Source organism: Leifsonia xyli subsp. cynodontis DSM 46306 (genome assembly GCF_000470775.1).
Classification (GTDB): domain Bacteria; phylum Actinomycetota; class Actinomycetes; order Actinomycetales; family Microbacteriaceae; genus Leifsonia; species Leifsonia cynodontis.
The window spans coordinates 1,371,271-1,384,782 of record NC_022438.1; the positions used below are offsets into that span (position 1 = coordinate 1,371,271).

At 70.5% G+C, this 13,512-nt stretch carries 6 protein-coding genes and 4 pseudogenes; 2 read left to right on the top strand and 8 right to left on the bottom strand.

Going from position 1 to position 13,512, the window contains the following annotated elements; all coding sequences use genetic code 11:
- Nucleotides 1–49: 49 nt before the first annotated feature.
- Nucleotides 50–1,858: pseudogene (locus tag O159_RS15685) on the bottom strand (ComEC/Rec2 family competence protein); the annotation flags it as partial.
- A gap of 146 nt (nt 1,859–2,004) precedes the next feature.
- Between O159_RS15685 and O159_RS13245 the strand changes: the two are divergent.
- A pseudogene (locus O159_RS13245) lies at nt 2,005–3,136 on the top strand (IS30 family transposase).
- Between the two features lie 69 nt (nt 3,137–3,205).
- On the opposite strand, the pseudogene O159_RS15690 reads toward O159_RS13245, so the two are convergent.
- From O159_RS15690 to O159_RS06505, 4 genes and pseudogenes are all read right to left on the bottom strand, one after another.
- Nucleotides 3,206–3,412 (bottom strand): annotated as a pseudogene (locus O159_RS15690) (hypothetical protein); the annotation flags it as partial.
- 43 nt (nt 3,413–3,455) lie between these two features.
- Nucleotides 3,456–3,518 (bottom strand): annotated as a pseudogene (locus tag O159_RS15695) (hypothetical protein); the annotation flags it as partial.
- A 352-nt stretch (nt 3,519–3,870) separates the two neighbouring features.
- The gene (gene leuS / locus O159_RS06500; RefSeq protein WP_021754955.1) at nt 3,871–6,465 is read right to left on the bottom strand and encodes a leucine--tRNA ligase; all 2,595 of its coding nucleotides are present in this window, start codon (nt 6,463–6,465) and stop codon (nt 3,871–3,873) included.
- 88 nt (nt 6,466–6,553) lie between these two features.
- Nucleotides 6,554–8,011 (bottom strand): anthranilate synthase component I family protein, encoded by a 1,458-nt coding sequence (locus O159_RS06505; protein WP_043993592.1) that lies wholly within the window; start codon nt 8,009–8,011, stop codon nt 6,554–6,556.
- A 17-nt stretch (nt 8,012–8,028) separates the two neighbouring features.
- Between O159_RS06505 and O159_RS06510 the strand changes: the two genes are divergently transcribed.
- Nucleotides 8,029–8,823, top strand: a complete 795-nt coding sequence (locus tag O159_RS06510; RefSeq protein ID WP_021754957.1) for an aminotransferase class IV — start codon at nt 8,029–8,031, stop codon at nt 8,821–8,823.
- 323 nt (nt 8,824–9,146) lie between these two features.
- Here O159_RS06510 and cydC read toward each other — a convergent pair whose 3' ends face one another.
- From cydC to cydB, 3 genes are read right to left on the bottom strand one after another with little or no spacing between them, the layout of a single operon-like run.
- Nucleotides 9,147–10,874, bottom strand: coding sequence for a thiol reductant ABC exporter subunit CydC (cydC, locus tag O159_RS06515; protein WP_021754958.1), 1,728 nt, complete (start codon nt 10,872–10,874; stop codon nt 9,147–9,149).
- On the bottom strand, nt 10,861–12,486 hold the full coding sequence (gene cydD, locus O159_RS06520; protein ID WP_021754959.1) for a thiol reductant ABC exporter subunit CydD: 1,626 nt from the start codon (nt 12,484–12,486) through the stop codon (nt 10,861–10,863). The genes cydC and cydD overlap by 14 nt, the downstream gene beginning before the upstream one ends.
- 1 nt (nt 12,487) lies before the next feature.
- Entirely contained in the window at nt 12,488–13,507 is a 1,020-nt protein-coding gene (gene cydB, locus O159_RS06525) for a cytochrome d ubiquinol oxidase subunit II (RefSeq protein ID WP_021754960.1), read from the bottom strand.
- Between the last annotated feature and the right edge of the window lie 5 nt (nt 13,508–13,512).

Here is a 13,512-nt window from a genome sequence, read left to right on the forward strand (position 1 = left end):
CGGCCGGACGCGTCGGCGGCCCCACAAGCGCGCGGTCGACCCGGCCGACGACTCCGTCGAGACCACCGACGTAGTCGGCGTCGTAGTGGGTCAGCACGAGCAGCGCGATCCTGCCGATGCCGAGCCGGTCGAGGCAGGAGGCGGCCGGCTCAGCGGAGCGACCGACGTCGACCATCGCGACCGAACCGCCGTCGCGGATCACCAGGGCATCCCCTTGCCCGACATCGCACGCAGCGATCTGCCACCCAGGAGGGAGCCCGAGCACCCGGGCGAGCGCGATGCCCCCGATGCCGCCCGTGTAGCCCCCGGCCGCAGCGACCAGGGCGATGACGGCGAGCGTGGCGAGCACACGCGGCAGATGCCTGCGGACGAGCACCAGCCCCACCGCGATCGTCAGGAGCACACAGAGCACGACGCCGACCGCTCCCGCAGGCCACGGGAGTGCCGCGCCGGGCAGACTGCTCGCGAATCGGGCGACAGCGGCGATCCAGGCCGAGGGCAGCCAGGCGAGCCAGACGATCGCCTGGCCTGCGAAGGGGACGAACGGGAGCAGCGCACAGGCCAGACAGCCGAGGACGGTGGCGATCGGCGCGGCCGGCGCCGCCAGCAGGTTCGCCACCACTCCGTAGAGCGGCAATCCGGGGGCGAGCAGCAGCAGGACCGGCTGGCAAGCCGCCTGTGCCGCCACCGGCACAGCGAGCGTGAAAGCGAGGCGGCGCGGCAGCAGGTGGGCCAGCGCCTCACCGAGCGGGCGCGAGAACAGCAGCAGCCCGGTCGTAGCCAGCACCGAGAGCGCGAAGCCATAGTCGCGCGCGAGCCAGGGATCATGCAACAGCAGGACGATCGCCGCCAGCGACAGAGTGGGAAGACCCGCTGCCGGGCGCCCGCGCGCGAGAGCGATCAGGATCACGAGTGCCATCGCCGCGGCCCGCAGAACGCTCGCCCCTGGTCCGACGAGCAGCACGAAGAGGCCGAGCGCTCCGGCCGCGACGACGATGCGCAGACGTCGTCCGAGACCGATCCGGGCGCAAGCCAGGAACGCCAGCCCGGTCACGATGGCGCAGTTCGCCCCCGAGACCGCGGTGAGGTGGCTCAGGGAGCTCGCCTTCATCGCCGCGTCCAGAGAGGAGTCGACGGCCGTCTCGTCCCCGATCGCGAGACCGGGCAGAAGGTCGCCACCGTCTCCCGGCGTTCCGGAGGACGCCCCGGCCAGCCCAGTGCGGAGCGGTCCTGTCCAAGCGAGCCACGGCGGCGGCCCCTCGCCGACGGAGGGTTCGACGTCCGCGAACGCCGAGTAGGCGGTCGCCCTGCCCGGTTCCTCCACGCGAAGCGAGACCTCGGCCGACGCTGTCGCGCCGAGCGTGAGCCGGGTCACCCGGTCCGCAGGGACCGGGGCCACGAGCCGGATCGGAACACCGGCACGCGCTCTCCGCGCGCCGTTCCCGTTGGCGGCCGGCTCCTGTGCCGCACTGGGCATCGCCAGCGTCGTTCCGCGGATGCTCCACCGCGTCTCGCCATCGAAACCGGCGGCGACGCGACGCGGTGTACTCTCGATGCGCATCGCCACCTGTACCCGCTCCCCCGCCGCCGCAGCGGCGGAGAGCGCAGCGTCGACCCGCAAGGGAGCGATGGCGGCGATGACAGCCAGGCCTGCCGCCGCCGTCGCCAACCCGACCGCGACGATCGCGGAGACCCCACAGAGAGGAGACCGATCGAGCAGGAGAGCGGTCAGGAGAACGAGGACTGCTCCGAGAGCGGCCAGCACAGCGGCGAACGGCGCCGCCTGCGGCACCCCGACACCGAGGGCGCAGGCAGCCCAGAGCATCGCGGCGGGGACGGCGAGACGGAGGTCGGGCATCAGCCCCGGGTGGGTTCTAACAGTGGTCGCAACACCGGCTAGTTTCGGGAGTTGTTATGACACTTGTAAGGACGTCGCAGAAGATGACCGGGCCGGCACCGATGTCGGCCGAGCGTGCATGATATATCGAGTTGTGGCGGCAGGGAATGAACACCTCCGAGATCTGCCGGATGCTCGGGATTCGCCGCAAGCTGGGCAACAACTGGCGGAACGGGTGGAAACATCGCGACCTGGTCACGGGCAAAGTGCGTTACTATCCGCCGATCGATGAGGTTCCGGTGGTGACGACGGTCTCGGCCCGGTTCTTATCGGAGGACGAGCGGGTGAGGATCGCCGACCAACTCAGGACGGGCGCGAGCATCCGCAGTATCGCAGCCGACCTGGGACGAGCACCGTCGACAATCAGCCGGGAAGTGCGCCGCAATCGCGGGATCACTGGGGAAGTATCGACCGTTCCATGCGCACCGGCTCGCGAGGAGTCGCCGTGCCCGTGACCGGCCGGGGAAGATCGCCTCCAACCCCCGATTGCAGCAGGAGATCCGTGGGCTGTTGAAGAAGTATTGGAGTCCCGTTCAGATCTGTCAGCACCTGCGTCAGCAGCATCCTGACGATCCGAGCATGCGCGTGGTGCATGAGACGATTTACCGCGACCTCTACGACTACCGCGGCGGCGCACTCCCGCGCGAACTCTGCCGAATGCTGCGCACCAAACGCGACAGACGCAAAGCACCCCGCGTGATCGCCCGGCGCAGGATCCGATTCAACGCTGCGCTCACGATCCATGACCGTCCGTTCGCGCCCACGGACCGCAGCGTCCCCGGAGCCTGGGAAGGCGACCTCATCATGGGGCTCGGCAACCGTTCGGCGATTGCCACACTCGTCGAGCGAACGACCCGGTTCACTCTCCTGTTGCCTGTTGACGCTGTCAACAGATCCGAGAGCCTCCGCGATCAGCTCGTCCCTGCTCTCGCGGCGCTCCCGCCCGAACTACGCCGCTCAATCACCTGGGACCAGGGCTGGGAAATGGCGAGACATGAAGAGATCAGCCGCGCAACAGGAACGAGAATCTACTCCTGCGACCCGCACTCGCCCTGGCAGCGCGGCAGCAACGAGAACACGAATCGGCTCTTGCGGGACTACTTCCCCAAACGCACCGACCTCAGAACACACACCCCGAAAGAGCTCGCCCTCGTCGCCGCCGAACTCAACAACCGACCCCGCAAAATCCTCGGCTGGAAGACCCCGAACACCCTCTTCAAGTGTTGCGACCACTGTTAGAACCCACCCGCGCACCCGGTCTCGGAGACCGTCGAAGACCTTCTGTCCGATCCCGGTCACCTCCATCAGATCGGTGACCGCCGAGAAGCGGCCGTTCGCGGTGCGCCAGTCGAGGATGCGCCGCGCCAGCGCCGGGCCCGATCCTCGGCAGTGTCTCGAGTTGCTCAGCGCTCGCCGTGTTGAGGTCGATGGGTGCGCCGTCCGTTCCGCCCCCTGCGGCTTCTGCCGGGACTGGTGGCGTCTCGCCGACAGCCGGCACATGGAGTTGCTCGCCATCCTTCACGACACGCGCCAGGTTGACGTCGGACGGGTCGGCGCCCTCAGCGAGGCCGCCGGCGGCGCCGACGGCATCCACCACCCGAGCCCCGGGCGGAAGCGTCACCAGCCCGGGCGAGACGACAGCACCGGAGACGTGTACGTAGAGCGTCCCTTCCCCTCCCGGGGCCGCCGGAGGCGATCCGCTCGCCGTCGCCGCCGGCGTCGGAGGAGCACGACGGCCGCGCCCAGGCCCATCCGCAGACGGGGTCTCGTGCCGCTGTCGTGGAGTTCCGCTCGGTGTCGCATCCCCTCACGCTAAGGACACCGCCTCCTCTCCGATCCGCCGGAGCGGAATCGGTGGAGAAGTCATGGCGACGGCTGCGCTGTGGAGAACCGTCGCGGCAGCACCGCCACCATGCGTCGAGCCCGTCGGCGCCGCTCCCAGCGTCCGGCTGAGGAGCGCCACCGTGCCGTTCTCAGCCGCGAGGGCGGGTGGCGATGTTGACCAGTTTCGGCGCGCGCACGATCACGGTGACGATCTCGCGGTCGCCGACACTGCGGAGGACGGCCTCGGAGGAGCGGGCGAGCGCCTCCAGCTCCTCGACGGAGATCTTCGGCGAGACCTCGACGCGGTCACGGACCTTGCCGTCCACCTGGACGATCGCCGTCACCGCATCCTCGATCAGCAGTGTCGGGTCGGGCTTGCGCCACGGGACGAGTGCGACGGAGGGCTCGTAGCCCAGCCGCGCCCACATGTCCTCAGCCGTGTACGGAGCGAACAGGTTCAACGCCATCGCTGTGACCTCCGCCGCCTCCCGCACAGCGGGGTCAGCCGGTCCAGCCCCCCTGTCGATCGTCTTGCGGGTGGCGTTCACCAGCTCCATCAGCCGGGCGACGACGACATTGAACTTGAACGCCTCCACCAGCCCGGGGGCGTCGGCGAGGAAACGATGGGTCACCCGGCGCAGGGCGGGGTCGCCGCTCTTCCAGACCGCATCGGGGGCGCTGGCCACATCGTGGGCGACCCGCCACGCGCGGGCCAGGAACTTGGCGCTGCCTGACGGGGAGACGTCGGCCCAGTCGATGTCGTCCTCCGGGGGACCTGCGAACGACATGGTCAGGCGCACAGCGTCGACGCCGCGCTCGTCCAGCTGATCGGACAGTCTGACCAGATTGCCGCGGGACTTGCTCATGGCGGAACCGTCCATCAACACCATGCCCTGGTTCAGCAGCGCGGTGAAGGGCTCGGTGAAGCTGACGAAGCCCTGATCAAACAGCACCTTTGTGATGAACCGCGAGTACAGCAGATGCAGGATGGCGTGCGTCACACCGCCCACGTACTGATCGACGGGCGCCCACTTCTCCGCTTCGCGCGGGTCGAAGGCCTGGGTGTCGTCGTTCGGGTTCAGGAAGCGCAGAAAGTACCACGAGCTGTCCACGAAGGTGTCCATCGTGTCCGTGTCCCGCTGGGCGGGTCCGCCGCAGGAGGGGCAGGAGACGTTGACCCAGTCGGAGGCTGCGCCCAGCGGGCTCCTCCCCTTCGGCTGCAGGTCCAGTCCCTCGGCCGGTGGCAGCAGCACCGGCAGCTCCGACTCGGGAACGGGGACTTCGCCGCACGCCTCGCAGTGGACGATCGGGATCGGGGTGCCCCAGTACCGCTGGCGCGAGATGAGCCAGTCGCGCAGGCGGAAGTTCTTCGCCGGGGCGCCCAGCCCCGAGCCCTGCAATGCCTCGGTGACGCGACGGATGGCGTTGGATTTGCTCAGGCCGTCGAACGGTCCCGAGTTGATGAGGCGGCCCTCGCCGGTCAGCGCTTGGCCGGTCTCGACCGGGCTCTCCAGCGGTGCGCCCTCGGGCAGGAGGGGCTCGCCCGTCTCCGGGTCGGTCGTGATGACCGGTACGGCGCCGGTCACCGGCTGGGTCGTGTCCACGACAACGCGCACCGGCAGGTCGAAAGCGCGGGCGAAGTCCAGATCGCGCTGATCGTGAGCGGGCACGGCCATGATCGCGCCGTGGCCGTAGTCGCTCAGCACATAGTCGGCGGCCCAGATCGGGATGCTCTCTCCCGTCAGCGGATTGACGGCATGCCGCTCCAGGAAGACGCCGGTCTTCTCGCGCTCGGTGCTCAGGCGGTCCATCTCGGTGGTGCCGCGCACCGCCGCCAGATACTCCTCGAAGCGCTGCTTCACCTCGGGACGGGCGTCCTCGGCCAGCTCCGCCGCGAGGTCGGAGTCTGGGGCGACCACCATGAAAGTGACACCGTACAGCGTGTCCGGCCGGGTCGTGTAGACAGTGACCGGCTCCTGACGACCCTCGATGGCGAACTGGACGTCCGCACCACTCGAGCGGCCGATCCAGTTGCGCTGCATCGAGATCACCTTGGCCGGCCAGGCGCCCTCCAGCTGGTTCAGGTCGTCCAGCAGGCGGTCCGCGTAGTCGGTGATGCGGAAGTACCACTGGGTCAGCTTCTTCTTGGTGACCAGGTTGTCGCAGCGCTCGCAGCGGCCGTTCACGACCTGCTCATTGGCCAGCACGGTCTGGTCGAAGGGGCACCAGTTGACCTGCGACGCTTTCCGGTAGGCCAGGCCCTTCTCGTACAGCTTCAGGAACAGCCACTGGTTCCACTTGTAGTAAGACGGGTCGCAGGTCTGCAGGACGCGATCCCAGTCGAAGCTCGGCGCGTAACGGCGCATCGACGCCTTCTGCTGCGCGATGTTGTCGTAGGTCCAGCCGCGCGGGTCCAGGCCGCGTTTGATCGCGGCGTTCTCCGCGGGCAGCCCGAAGGCGTCCCAGCCGATCGGGTGCAGAACGCTGAAGCCCTGGTGCCGCCAGTAGCGCGCGATCACATCGCCCAGCGCGTACGCCTCGGCGTGGCCCATGTGCAGGTCGCCGGAGGGGTACGGGAACATGTCGAGCACGTACTTGCGGGGACGGTTGTCCTCGGGATCGTCGGTCGCGAACGGCTTGAGCTCCTCCCAGACCGGCAGCCACTTGGCCTGGATCTGCGCGAAGTCGTAGTGTACGGCGGTCTCGCCGGCCGCGGACGTTCCTGTGTCGTGCTGGTGTGCCACTGAACTCTCTCTCGATGGCGACGCGCCCGGATGCCGGATGCGCGCGGCGTGAAGACGTCGGGTGTTTCGGGCCCGAGCTTCCAGCGTACTAAAGGTTCGGCAGCTCCTGTCCTTTCCCGGTGCCGTCCAGGCCGGCCGCACGCAAGAGCGCTGCTGCTTTCACGCCGACCTCCGCGAGCTCTTCGTCGGGCACGGAAAGCGCGGTGATCCCGCCGCCGGAGCCGATGGTGGCGACGGAGCCGCGGAACCGGATGCTGCGGATCACCATCGCGAGCTCGGCCGAACCGTCGGCCGCGAGGGCGCCGAAGCACCCCGCGTACACACCGCGCGGACCCCGCTCGAGGCGGTTCAGGATGCGCATGGCGCTCAGTTTCGGCGCACCGGTCATCGAGCCGGCAGGGAAACAGGCGGCCACAGCGTCCAGCGCGCCCTGGCCGTCGCGGAGGCGTCCCTCGACCGTGCTGACGAGCTGGTGGACCTGGGCGTACGACTCGACGGAGAGAAGGTGCCGCACCTCCACCGAACCGGTCTCGCACACCCGGGCGAGATCGTTCCGCATGAGGTCCACGATCATGATGTTCTCGGCACGCTCCTTCTCGCTGGCTTCGAGTTCGGCTCGCAGGCGACGGTCCTCGGCGGGCGTCGTTCCACGCGGCCGGGTGCCCTTGATCGGCTTGGTTCGCACCCGTCCATCAGGCTCGACCCTGAGAAACTGCTCGGGCGACGAGCTGACGAGGCTCTCTCCGCCGATACGAAGGAAACCCGCGTGGGGCGTGGGGCTTTCCCGGCGCAGACGCAGGTGGACGGCGAGCGGGTCGGCGGACGTCCGGGCTGTCGCGGTGTTCGTCAAGCAGAGCTGGTAGGCGTCCCCGGCGTGGATGGCGGACTGGCAGGCGTCGAGGAGGGCGCGGTAGGCCGCCGGTCCATGCCGCCAGCCGGCTTCGACGGGCGGGTCGCGCAGCGGGTGGGCCGCGAGGTGCCGCGCGGCCGAGCCAGCGGTGGCCGGAGCGGTCAGGGCGGCCGCGGTCGCGCGGAGCCAGGGAGGAGCGGGGGAGGCCTGTGTGGAGCCCGATGCTCCCTCCGCCGATGATCCGCCGCCCGCTGGCCCCGGGCTCGCCCCGCTGTCGCGAGCGTCCACCAGCGTCACCCGCCCGGTCTCGTGATCGAACACGATCAGCCGGTCCGCCCAGACGAACGCCGCGTCCTGTCCCCCGCCCGGCGCGTGCGGGAGCCCGAGTTCCGCCGCGCCCGCCTCGTAGCCGAGCCAGCCGATCCAGCCGATCGGGTAGCCTGCGGTGTCCGCGCGAGCGCTCGCCCGGAGCACCTCGACGATGCTGCCGGCGCGGGTCTGCCCGTCGACGGTCACCGTCCCGTCCGCCACGGATGCCGTCGCGACGCGCGTCCCTGTGCCGATGACGCTCACGCCCGCTGCGGCGTCCGGACCCGAATCAAGCCAGACAGCATCGCCTGAAGGGTAAAGCGCTGCGAAGGCGTCGGCCGGGTCGACAGGGGCGTTGAGATGGTGCATACGGGGTGGGAGGAGCACGGGACTAGCCTAGGCGAATGGCTGCGACCGACACCCTGTTCGATTGGTCCGCTGGCGCGCTGGTGGCGCGTGACCACGGCGACACCGGCGGGAGGGCGCTCCTAGTCGCCGACTCCTTCCTCGTGGCGGAAGGACGGGCTCTCGCGCTCGGCCTGCACCGCGACCGGTTCGCCGGCTCCGCTGCACGGCAGGGCTTCCGCGACGGCGCGGGACTGAACGCCTTCTGGGACGCCGCGGTCGGGATACTGCCCGCGGCAGGCTACTGGTTCCCGCGCTTCGAGCTGGCCCGGGTGGGCGAGGTGCTGCGGCTCCGGTTCCGGTTGCGGCCGTCGCCGCCGCTCGGCGCCGAGCTGGTGGTCGCGACGGCGGCCGGGGACCCCCGCACCGAACCGGATGTCAAAGGGCCCGACATCGAACGGCTCGGCGCGCTGCGACAGGCGGCGCAACGGCGCGGTGCGCAGGAGGCGGTCATCCTGACGGACGGCGCTGTGTGCGACGGGGCGACGACGGCGCTGCTGTGGTGGCGGGAGGGGACGTTGTTCACTCCCCCGTTCTCTCTGGCGCGCGTGGACAGCGTGGCGGCTCGGACCGTCCGCGGCATCGCGGCGGCGATGCGCGTCCCGGTCGACGAAGCGGCCGTGCGCCCGGCGGATCTGGAGGGCGCGGCGCTCTGGGCGGTGAACGCTCTGCACGGCATCCGCGAAGTCACGGCGTGGGTGGACGGGCCGGCTCTCGGACGCGACGCCGAGCGCGCCCTGGCCTGGCGAGCCCGGTTCGCGGCGCTCGCGCGCCCGATCGGCGGCGCGCGCTGACGGCACGTCCGCTGTTCTCCAGCGCGTCTGTTGGTGTACAGCCACACGGTCGCGGCATGCACGGGCCGACGGCCGAGGCTAACGGAGGAGTTTCCCGCAACATCCCCCCGAATCTCCTCCCTTTCCTGACATCCAGCCCTTCCCTCCCCGGTTCTCCTCCGTTTCCAATGGGCGACGGAAAGGGAGGAGAACTGGGGCCGAAAGCGGGGTAAACGCAGGAAACGGAGGAGGAAACGAGGTGTGGACGGCCGGTTCTCCTCCCTTTTCGACGGGACAGAGGGGGTGGACGGGCGGAGGGATGTGGAGGGACAGGGGCTCACCGCCTAGCGGTCGAGCACCACCCCGCCGGCCATCCGCACTCTCCTCGTCACGAGGTCAGCGGGCACCTCGCTGTGCGAGATCAGCAACACGGTCCGGCCGTCCTCCGCGGCCGTGCTCAGGATGTCGTGGACGATCCGCGAGCCGACGGCGGCATCCACATTGGCGGTCGGCTCGTCCACGATCAGCACCGGGAAGTCCGCCAGCAGCGCCCGGGCCAGCGCGATCCGCTGGGCCTGGCCGCCGGAAACGAGCGCGCCGCGCTCCCCCATCGGCGTGTCGAGTCCGCCGCGCTCGCGCGCCCATCCGCCGAGGCGAACCCGTTCCAGCACTTCCAGCAGTTCCTCGTCGCTCGCGGTCTCGCGCGCGAACAGCAGGTTCTGGCGCAGATCGGCGTCGAAGAGGTGGGGACGCTGCTCGCACAGCCCGACAATCGCGCGAACGTCGTCCTGGCGTACCGTGTACACGTCCACGCCGTCGATGGTGTATTCGCCGTCGAGGTCGATGAGGCGGGTGAGCGCGTGCGCGAGCGCGGTCTTGCCCGCGCCGGTCGGCCCGGTCAGTAGCACCCGCTCTCCGGGTTCGAGGGTGAGCTCCACACCGCGGAGCACCGGTGCGGACGCGCCCGGCCAGTGAGCGCTCGCCCGGGAGAGACGCAGCTGCGGGACGCCCGTTCGGACGAGAGACACCGCATCGGCCGCATCGACGGGGATGCCGGCGGGGAGAGCGTCGGGAGCCGTCGCCGCGATGCGCTCAGCGCTTGTGCGGACGCGCCGCCACGCGCCGAGGGCCAGCGGGAGGGCGCCGAACACCTCGAAAACCGCGAGCGGCAGCAGCGCGAGGACAGCGAGCGTCGGCCCGTCGATGTGTCCGGCCGAGAGGGCGGGGACACCGGCTGCGAGTCCGAGCGCGGTCGCCGCACCCGCCAGCAGCGACACCGCGCCCGCCGTCAGGCCGAGCCCGGTCGCGCGACGGCGGACGACACGGGTCAGCGCCGCGCTCGCGATGCTCACCCGTTCCTGCGCGGCCGGCAGCGCCCCATAGGCGATCAGCGTGTCGAGGCTGCGGACGAGATCCAGGACGCTGTCGGCCAGGTTCGCACGGAGCGGGGCGATCCGGCGCTCGGCTCTGCCCGCGGCCCAGCGGTTCACCAGCGCGCCGGCCAGGAAGGCGGCGGCGAGCGTCGCCACCAGCGCGAGCCCGGCCCCGGGGAGCAGCCAGAAGGTGACGGCGACGCTCAGCAGGGCGACCAGTCCGGCCGTGATGAGCGGCTGCACCACACGGAGCGCGTAGTCTTGCAGATCGTCCACATCGTCGGCGAAGCGCGCCAGCAGGTCCCCGCCGCCTGCCCTCCCCAGCCCGTGACCCGCTCTCCCCAGACCATCGGGGGCGAGAGGGACCAGGCGGGCGTACATGTCCGCCCGCACGCCACCGAGCCGGCGGAACGCCGCGTCATGGCCGGCCAGCCGTTCGAGGTAGCGGAAGAACGCGCGCCCGAGCGCGAACGCCCGGACCCCGACCACCGCCGCCGAGAGGTACATCAGGGCCGGCTGCTCGGCGGCGCGGGCGATCAGCCACGCGGAGACGGCGAGGAGGGCGACAGCGCTGCCGCCGCTGAGCGCGCCGAACGCGATCGCCACCGCGAGCCGGCGGCCCGAAGGCAGCGCGAGGCGCAGAATGCGGCGGATGTCCGCTCGGGAGGGTGTGCGCGGCTCCGGGTCAGCGACAGACATCGACGGGCTCCCCCGGTCTCAGCACGAGGTCGGCCGCGTGCGCCAAAGCCGTCCGGTGGCTCACGATGAGCACGGCCACGCCGTCGGCCGCGACCCGGCGCAGCGTGTACACGATGCGCTGCTCGGTGCCGGCGTCGAGCGCGGAGGTCGGCTCGTCCAGCAGCAGCACCGGGAGCGAGCGCGTGTACAACCGGTAGAGGGCGCGGGCGATGGCCACGCGCTGGGCTTGCCCGCCGGAGAGCCCGGCTCCGCCGGGCCCGACGATCAGCTCCGGGTCGAGCTCTTCCGCCGCCGCGTCGGCGAGCGCGCGGGCGATCGCGTCCGGGTCCACCGTCGGCGCTCCGAGCGCGATGTTCTCCGTGATCGTGCCGGCGAAGAGCCCCGGATGCTGACCCGCCCACGCGATGCCATCCCTGCGTCCCGCGGCGTCTGCGCGCCCGGCGGCGGCGATCGAGCCGCTGTGCGGGACGAACCCGAGCGCCGCGGCCAGAAGACTCGACTTGCCCGCGCCGCTCGGTGCGCTCAACACGGCCAGCGCGCCCGGCTGCACGAGGGCGGAGAACGGACCGACGACCGTCCGGCCCTCGTAGGCCACGCTGACCTCACGGAACTCCATACCGGCGACCGGCGAGCCGCACGGCGTTTCGCCGCCGCTCTCCCCCGCCGCGTCGAGGATCTCGAAGGCAATGGAGGCCGCTTCGATCCCCTCTGTCGCCGCATGGTAGCTGGCGCCGACATTCCGCAGCGGCAGGTACGCCTCCGGGGCGAGAAGCAGCACGAAAAGCCCCGCCGAGAGGTCGAGCGAACCGTCGAGGAGCCGCAGGCCGATCGTCACGGCGATGAGGGCAACGGAGAGGCTGGCGGCGAGTTCGAGGACGAATCCCGAGAGGAACGACATCCGCAGAACGCGCATGGTCCGCTCGCGGTACTCGTCCGAGACCGTCAGGATGCGCCCCGTCTGCCTGTGCTGACGGCCGAAGAGTTTGAGGGTCGAGAGCCCTTCGACGACCTCGAGGAATCCGCGGGAGAGCCGTGCCAGGGCATCCCACTGCTTCTTCTGGGCGGCCTGCGTAGCCCAGCCGACGAGCGCCATGAAGATGGGGACGAGCGGGAGCGTGCAGACGAGGAGGATGCCGCTCGTGAGATCTTGCCAGCCGATCGCGAGCGCCAAGGCGGGAGTCGCGATGACGGTGAGGATGAGCTGCGGGAGGTATTTGGCGACGTAGCCGTCGAGCGCCTCCATCCCCCGCCCGGCGATGAGGGCGACATCCGCGCTGTTGCGCCCGGCCAGCCCTCCCGGTCCCTGCTCCCCGACGGCGGTCATGAGCCTGTCTCGCAGCTGTCCGACGACCGTCGCGCCCCCTCGCGAGGAGGCGGCTTCGGACAGCCAGAGCAGGGCGGCGCGGCCGATCACCGCCAGCGCGAGCATCGCGAAGAGCGGGCCGAGCTCCGCGGCCGGCGCTCCCGCGATGGCGCGGACGACGAGCTGGGTGACCAGCCAGGCGAACGCCACGGCGACAATGGTCTGCGCCAGCGCGAGGAGAGCGCCCACGACGAGGGCCGTGCGCGCCGCGGAGGCGTAGCGGAGCAGCCGGGGATCGAGGGGACGCACGCTACACGGCCACCGGTTCCGGCGACTCCTCCGGGATGTGAGCCCGGCTGACGCGCTTGCGGAAGATCCAGTAGGTCCAGCCCTGATAGAGCAGGACGAGCGGCAGCGAGAACGCAGCGACCCACGTCATGACGGTGAGCGTCGCGTCGGTGCTGGAGGCGTTGGCGATCGTGAGGCTGTTCTCCGGGTTCGGCGCCGACGGCAGGACGTTCGGGAACAGCGCGGTGAACAGTGCAGCGACGGCGAGCGCGATCGTCAGCGCCATGAAGGTGAATGACCAGCCTTCGGCCCCGCGGAGCGTGAACAGCCAGGAGACGATGAGGGCGACGGCGGCGAGCGCGGCGACGATCACGAACACCGCCGAGAAGTGGGCGATCGCTGTCCAGAGCAGGAAGGCCGCCGCGACCACGATGGTGAGGGCGCCGGCGGTCACGGCCAGTCTGCGCGCCCGCTCTCGGATGTCGCCCTCGGTCTTCAGCGAGAGGAAGACGACACCGTGCGTGAAGAAGAGCAGCAGGGTGGTCAGGCCGCCGAGCAGCGCGTAGAGGTTGAGGAGGTCGAACAGGGTGCCCGTGTAGTTGTGGCCGGCGTCCAGCGCGACGCCCTGGACGATGTTCGCGAAGGCCACGCCCCAGAGCAGGGCCGGGACGGCCGAGCCGAGGACGATCATCCCGTCGAACCATCTCTTCCAGCGGCTGCCGGGGCGCTGGTGCCGGTACTCGAAGGAGACACCGCGCAGGATGAGCGCGAGCAGGATGAGCAGCAGCGCCAGGTAGAAGCCGCTGAACAGCGATGCGTACCACTCGGGGAAAGCGGCGAACAGAGCCACGCCGGCGACGATGAGCCAGGTCTCGTTCAGGTCCCAGACCGGGCCGATGGTGTTGATCATGACGCGGCGGTCCACCTCGTCGCGGCCGAGGAAGGGCAGCGCCATCCCGACGCCGAAGTCGAAGCCATCGAGCACGAAGTAGCCGACGAAGAAGAACGCGACGATGAGGAACCAGAGAACGGGGAGATCCATTGTGC